General features: G+C 65.1%; 6 protein-coding genes and 1 pseudogene. 2 read left to right on the plus strand and 5 right to left on the minus strand.

The annotated features are described in order from the left end of the window. Positions 1-88: 88 nt before the first annotated feature. Positions 89-301: pseudogene (locus tag ACZ6O2_RS36250) on the plus strand (transposase); the annotation flags it as partial. A 36-nt stretch (positions 302-337) separates the two neighbouring features. After that, positions 338-1,213, plus strand: a complete 876-nt coding sequence (locus ACZ6O2_RS36255) for an alpha/beta fold hydrolase (RefSeq protein ID WP_466026186.1) — start codon at positions 338-340, stop codon at positions 1,211-1,213. Positions 1,214-1,325: 112 nt separating this feature from the next. On the opposite strand, the gene ACZ6O2_RS36260 is transcribed toward ACZ6O2_RS36255, so the two are convergent. The 5 genes from ACZ6O2_RS36260 to msrB form a co-directional block, all read right to left on the minus strand. Further along, positions 1,326-2,495: a low temperature requirement protein A gene (locus ACZ6O2_RS36260; protein ID WP_466026182.1), complete on the minus strand. Its 1,170-nt coding sequence runs from the start codon at positions 2,493-2,495 to the stop codon at positions 1,326-1,328. A 60-nt stretch (positions 2,496-2,555) separates the two neighbouring features. Continuing rightward, a complete protein-coding gene (locus ACZ6O2_RS36265) occupies positions 2,556-2,930 on the minus strand; it encodes a transposase (protein WP_466026183.1) in 375 nt (124 codons plus the stop codon). 159 nt (positions 2,931-3,089) lie between these two features. Further along, positions 3,090-4,316, minus strand: coding sequence for an epoxide hydrolase family protein (locus tag ACZ6O2_RS36270; protein ID WP_466026184.1), 1,227 nt, complete (start codon positions 4,314-4,316; stop codon positions 3,090-3,092). Positions 4,317-4,382: 66 nt separating this feature from the next. Then, on the minus strand, positions 4,383-4,901 hold the full coding sequence (msrA, locus tag ACZ6O2_RS36275; protein ID WP_466026185.1) for a peptide-methionine (S)-S-oxide reductase MsrA: 519 nt from the start codon (positions 4,899-4,901) through the stop codon (positions 4,383-4,385). Further along, positions 4,898-5,362: a peptide-methionine (R)-S-oxide reductase MsrB gene (msrB, locus tag ACZ6O2_RS36280; protein WP_350710261.1), complete on the minus strand. Its 465-nt coding sequence runs from the start codon at positions 5,360-5,362 to the stop codon at positions 4,898-4,900. Before msrB ends, msrA begins: the two co-directional genes overlap by 4 nt. Between the last annotated feature and the right edge of the window lie 536 nt (positions 5,363-5,898).

Consider the following 5,898-nt stretch of genomic DNA (forward strand, 5'->3'; position numbering starts at 1 on the left):
GGCCCTCAGCATGCCGCAGAACAGCGGCAATCACGCGGATCGCGCTTATCGAGAAGTGACTATGAAACCGTACTCAAATGAAAGACCGAGGCTAGTGGAGCAGGCGAGGGCGGTGGGTCTGCAACTCACCGGTGAGGGTGGGCTGTTGCAGCAGCTGACCAAGCGGGTCTGGAAGCCGCGCTGAACGGCGAAATCACCGATCACCTGGGCTATGACAAAGGGCGACCCGGCCGGGCACAACGGCGAGAACTCCCGCAACGCCGCCGCCAGCCAGGAGGTGTACCAGCACCGGGGTCGGGTAGCCCGAGCGCTGCGTATGGCGGCAGAGGGAGCGTCCATGGGTAACGAGCGAGTTCCGCATCCGTTCACCGAGCAGACGGCGCGGGTCGGTGATGTCACGATCAACTACGTTCGCGGCGGTCAAGGCAACCCCTTGGTGCTGCTACACGGGTATCCACAGACGTGGTACATGTGGCGCAAGGTGTTGCCGGAGCTCACGCAGTACTTCACGGTCATCGCCCCCGACCTTCGAGGAGCCGGCGGCAGCGACGCCCCGACAGGGGGCTACGACAAGAAGACCCTCGCCGGCGACGTGTACGGGCTGCTCGCCCAACTTGACCTTGACCGCGAGGTCAGCCTCGTCGGCCACGACATCGGCACCATGGTCGCGTACGCGTACGCCGCCGTGCACCGCGACCAGGTCAGCAGGCTGGTACTCACGGAAGCACCCATCCCCGACCAGAGTCTGTACCAGCTGCCGGCCCTGACCCCGAAGGGACCCGGCGTCTGGAACTTCGGCTTCTTCAGCCTGGCCAACGGCCTGCCGGAACAGCTCGTGGCCGGTCGGGAAGCCCTCTGGGTGGACCGGTTCATCGATTCATTGCGGGTGCAGAAGAACGGCATCGGCGATGACGACATCCACGAGTACGCCCGCCACTTGCAGGACGGCGCCCACCTGCGAGCAAGCTTCGAATACTTCCGGGCCTTCCCCCAAGACATCGCCGACAACGCCGAGTACGGCAAAACAAAACTAGCCATGCCGGTACTCGCCCTCGGCGCCCAAGCCAGCCTCGGGCCCGCAGTACTTAGCCAGGTCAAGCAGTACGCCACGACTGTAAGCGGCGGCGTCATCGAGGACTCCGGTCATTGGATCTTCGAGGAACGGCCTGCCGAACTCACCGCGAAGATCCTGCAATTCCTTCGACAGAAATGAGGCAGTCTGGCTGACTTCGATGAACAGCTTGTCGACGCCGGGCGTGGTCCTGCCGATGCCTGGCAACGGCACCAGCTGGTGGTTGCCGGCGCCGCCGTTACGGCAGGGAAGCTCATCGATAGTCTTTGGTGGCCTTGACGATCTGCGGGCTGACCACGATGGCGTACCCGACGAGAAGCGCCGAGGTGAGCCCGAGCAGCAGGCCAGGTTCGGTGACCACCAGTGTCACCACGATGGCCAGCGTGATTCCGACCAGGCCAACGATGAACCGGCGCCGGGGCAGCCGACCGAGAGCGAAGCGGTGCAGACCCAACCCGCACAGCATCCACGTGACGATCGATCCGCCCAGCACGAGTCGCGCGTTGAACGGCATCTGACGCGACTGCCCGATCTCGTACACCGCTACACCCAGCGCCCATCCCAGGAAGAGCACGGCGGCGCCAGCGGGTGAGTGGAGATAGGCGTAGCCCTGACCGCTGCCCAACTGCGGCACGGCGAGCCTGCTGTTCACGTAGGTGGTGTAGATCCACCAGATGCTGGCTGGCAGGAGGAAGGCCGCAAAGGCGGCGGCCACCACGCGGGCGGGCGGGTGCGCGGTGGGTACCGCGTCACGCAGGTTGGTCAGCGTGGCGCCGAGCAGAATGATGGTGAACTGCCCCAGCCGTTCAGGCAGGTGGGTGCGGTGTACGGGATGGCGGCGGAGCCAGCGGCGGCCGAGCCACGGGGTGAGCAGCTCGATGGCCAGTGCGGTGATCCACACTGCCGGCCGCGCAGCCGGGGAGATGGCCAGCGACCCAGCCCAGAGCAACCAGCCGGTACCAAATCCGGTGAGGTAGACGGCGACCAGATCCCAGGAGGACCGGTCGGCTGTAAGGACTCGCAGGTACATCAGGAGCAGACAGCCACGCACGATCAGGTACCCGACCGGCAACAACAGCCCGGATGGAGCCTCCGGCACACCGAGGGTAATGGCGCCCGCGCCGAGCGTCGCGGCCAGCACGAGCAGTCGGTGCAGAGTGTCGTCCGGGTCGTAGCGGGTGTCGTAGAAAGACTGGCCGATCCATGACCACTGGATGAGCAAGTAGAGCACGACGGCAACGACGAGCTCTGCTGCACTCGGCGATACCCGGGTGTCCAACCGGGCGGTCACGCCCAACAGGGCCAGGACGAATACCAGGTCGAAGAAGAGCTCAAGCCAGGTGGCGTGCCGCTCTTCGTTCGGCTCCGGCCTGCCGGGGTAGCGTAGCCCCAGCAGACCGGCGGTTCGGGACAGCCGGGTCAAGCCGCCGCCTCCGGCCAACCGCCCGCCCCCTCCCCACGCGGTCACTACTCCTGGCCGTCATCACCTGTCGGGTCGTATCACGTGCCAGGACCCACCCTGCTGCACCGGTTCCTGCCTCAGCTGAGCCACCCGGTTACGCAGCGTCTCGTGGTTGACGCCCAACTCCCGACCCACGTCCCAGATCCTGCGGTCGGAATCCAGCACCAGCGCTACGGCCTGACACCAGAACTCCTCGGGGGTACGTGCTCTGTCGACCCACGCGGTTTCCTCCTGCTCGGCAGGGTGCCAAGTCAGGAGGGGTCCGGTCTCGGGGGGGGTCAGGTGAGGCCGTGCTCGTACGCCGGAATAAAGCCGACGGAGCCAGGCCGCGGTGCCGCAGCCGCCCGCGCCTCCGGCGCCCCCGGGGTTCGTCGTTCTCGCCGGCGTCAAGGCCAAGCCCCCTGACGGGGGTGGTCTCCGGCCAGCCTTGGCCCCGGCAGCGAGACAACGCGCGTCAGAAGCCGACCGGACCGGAGCAGAAACGGCAAGACATTCAAGATCCAGCCCCGCTCATTCAGGGATGACTCAAGTGCCAAGAAGTTGGCGACCAAGGATCTAGCGAAGCGGCCGGAAGCCGACGCGGAGCTCTTCTGACAAGAGTTGCGGCTGTTCCCAGGCCGCAAAGTGCCCGCCCCGGTCGAGCCTGTTGTAGTGGATGAGATTGGGATAGGCCCGTTCTGCCCAACTCCGCGGGGCCTGATAGAGCTCGTCAGGGAAGACGCTCACGGCGGTCGGGACCGTGACTCCCTTGGCGGCGAGGAAGGAGAACTTGTTCTCCGCGTAGAGACGCGCCGCCGAAACCCCCGTGTTCGTCAGCCAGAAGAGCGTAATGTTGTCGAGGATGTCGTCCCGCGTGAGGCCTCCAGGTTGCCCGGCGAAGGCCCCGCAGATCAGCTCCAGACTGGCTGCGTCATGGTCGAGCATGAAGCTCGCCAAAGCGATGGGCGAATCGGCGAGTCCGATCAGCGTCTCTGGGCGGGTGCCCATCATGAGAGCGTAGGCGCCGTGCTTCCAGAAGAAATCCATCTGCTCACAGGCGCGCTTTTCCTCGTCGGAGAGATTGGCCGGCAGTGAGCCGAGTGCCTGGTTTAGTCCGGTGATGTCGGACTGGATCAGCTTGTCAATATCGGGTGGAACCGTACCAGGCATGTTGGTGTGAATGCCGAGCAGTTCCGGAGGCGCCTGCAGCCCTATCAGATCCGTGACAAGCGCTCCCCAGTCACCGCCTTGCGCCACAAACCTCGTGTAGCCGAGGCGCTTCATCAACTCGATCCAGGCACGTGCGATGCGCTCCGGCCCCCAGCCGGGCGTGGTCGGCTTGCCCGAAAAACCGTAGCCGGGCATCGACGGAATCACCAGGTGGAAGGCGTCCGACGCGTCCGCCCCGTGGGCTGTGGGATCGGTGAGCGGACCGACGATCTTCAACTGCTCGATCACCGAGCCGGGCCAGCCGTGCGTGACGATGAGCGGCAGCGCGTCTTCATGTTTTGAGCGAACGTGGATGAAATGGATGTCGAGCCCGTCGATCTCGGTGATGAAATTCGGTAGGGCGTTCAGTCTCGCCTCGACCTTGCGCCAGTCGTACTCCTGCTCCCAATAGCGCGCGAGCGCCTGGCTCGTCTTGAGCGGCACGCCCTGCGACTGATCGTCAACCGTCTGCTTATCGGGCCAGCGGGTTGCCCTGATGCGCGCACGTAGCGCGTCGATTTCCGCCTCGGGGATCTCTATGGTGAACGGCCGGACGCCTGCGACGCGCGTTGGCGCTTCGGTCTTGACAGCCACCTGGCCTCCTCTCCTCGTAAGGGCCTCCGAGTACCACCTGGCAGGGCGTCTACACCTGCCCGCGCGCTAACTCGCGTTCTCCTTGCGAGGGGAAAGCTTCCAGTTCGGCCGGACGTAGTGGCACGTGTAACCGCCGGGATTTCGCTCCAGGTAGTCCTGGTGTTCCGGCTCGGCCTCCCAGAAGGGGCCAGCGGGGGTGACCTCGGTGACCACCTTGCCCGGCCACAGGCCGGAGGCGTCGACGTCGGCGATCGTCTCTTCGGCGACCTTCCGCTGCTGCTCGTCGCAATAGAAAATTGCCGACCGGTAGCTGGTTCCCACGTCGTTGCCCTGGCGATTCTTCGTTGTCGGGTCGTGGGCCTGGAAGAAGAACTCGAGAAGCTCTCGGTAGGCCAGTTTCGCGGGGTCGAAGACGACCTCGACCGCCTCGGCGTGGGATCCATGGTTCCGATACGTCGCGTTCGGCACGTCTCCGCCGGTGTATCCGACCCTGGTGTCGACTACGCCCGGGTGTTTCCGGATGAGGTCTTCCATGCCCCAGAAGCAGCCGCCGGCCAGGATCGCCTTCTCAGTCGTCTCGGTCATCGTCGCTCCCCGTCCGGGTGCTCGAAAATTCTGCGGTACTCGTCGTAGCCCTCACGCTCAAGGTCGTCGCGTGGGATGAACCGAAGCGCCGCCGAGTTCATGCAGTAACGCAGTCCGCCAGTTTCCGGCGGACCGTCGTCGAACACGTGGCCCACGTGGCTGTCCCCGTGCGCCGACCGGACCTCGGTGCCGAACATCGCGTGGCTCGACTCCCGGACCTCGACCACGTTCTCCGATTCGATCGGCCTGGTGAAGGTCGGCCAGCCGGTGCCGCTGTCGTACTTGTTGACGGAAGCGAACAGAGGTTCACCGGATACGACGTCGACGTAGATCCCCGGCTCCTCGTTGTCCCAGTACGCGTTGTCGAAGGCTGGCTCCGTCCCCGCTTCCTGAGTGACTCGGTATTGCTCGGGTGACAGACGAGAAACTGCCTCGGGGCTTTTGCGGTACTCGTGTGACACCGTTGTTCCTCTCCATAGGTCGGCAAGAACGGCCGGGTTCAACGGGCCTGCACACGCGGCTTCGGTGCGTACCCCGCATAGAGTCGACTAACCACGGGGCTGGTGAGCGGACCACGGTCAGGCTCTTGCAAGGCCCTATTAGGTCGCTGGACCTTCCGCACTTCAGGTGGCGGACGAGTACCGCAGATCAGTGGTCGGATCACAATCACAGGAAGCGCTCGGTCCCATCCCGGCTGATGCGGCGGGTTCCAGGGTGTGCGCAGGAGCTCGGCGATCTTCTCGGATGGTGTCATGAAGCCGAGGGTCATGCGGGGCGGTGTTGAGCCCTGGGCGAAGCGGACAAGGTCCAAGTCACGCACCGTGATGCCACGAAGGAGTCGTCGCCATACCTGAGTGTGAGGCACCCGCAATACCTGGCATCCCGCCCAAGTGCGGGGCACGGGGTCACGTCCGCGCGGATGGTGTAAGAGACGGCCATCGCGGGATCCAGTCTGATGTTATGCGGCGATCGGGGTGGGGTCGGGCTGGTCGGTGTC

Source organism: Micromonospora sp. NPDC048040, assembly GCF_055587185.1.

Excerpts from the sequence above, each read along its gene's own strand:
- ACZ6O2_RS36255 (WP_466026186.1), top strand. The coding sequence starts at position 338 with ATGGGTAACGAGCGAGTTCCGCATCCGTTCACCGAGCAGACGGCGCGG.
- msrA (WP_466026185.1), bottom strand. The coding sequence starts at position 4,901 with ATGACCGAGACGACTGAGAAGGCGATCCTGGCCGGCGGCTGCTTCTGG.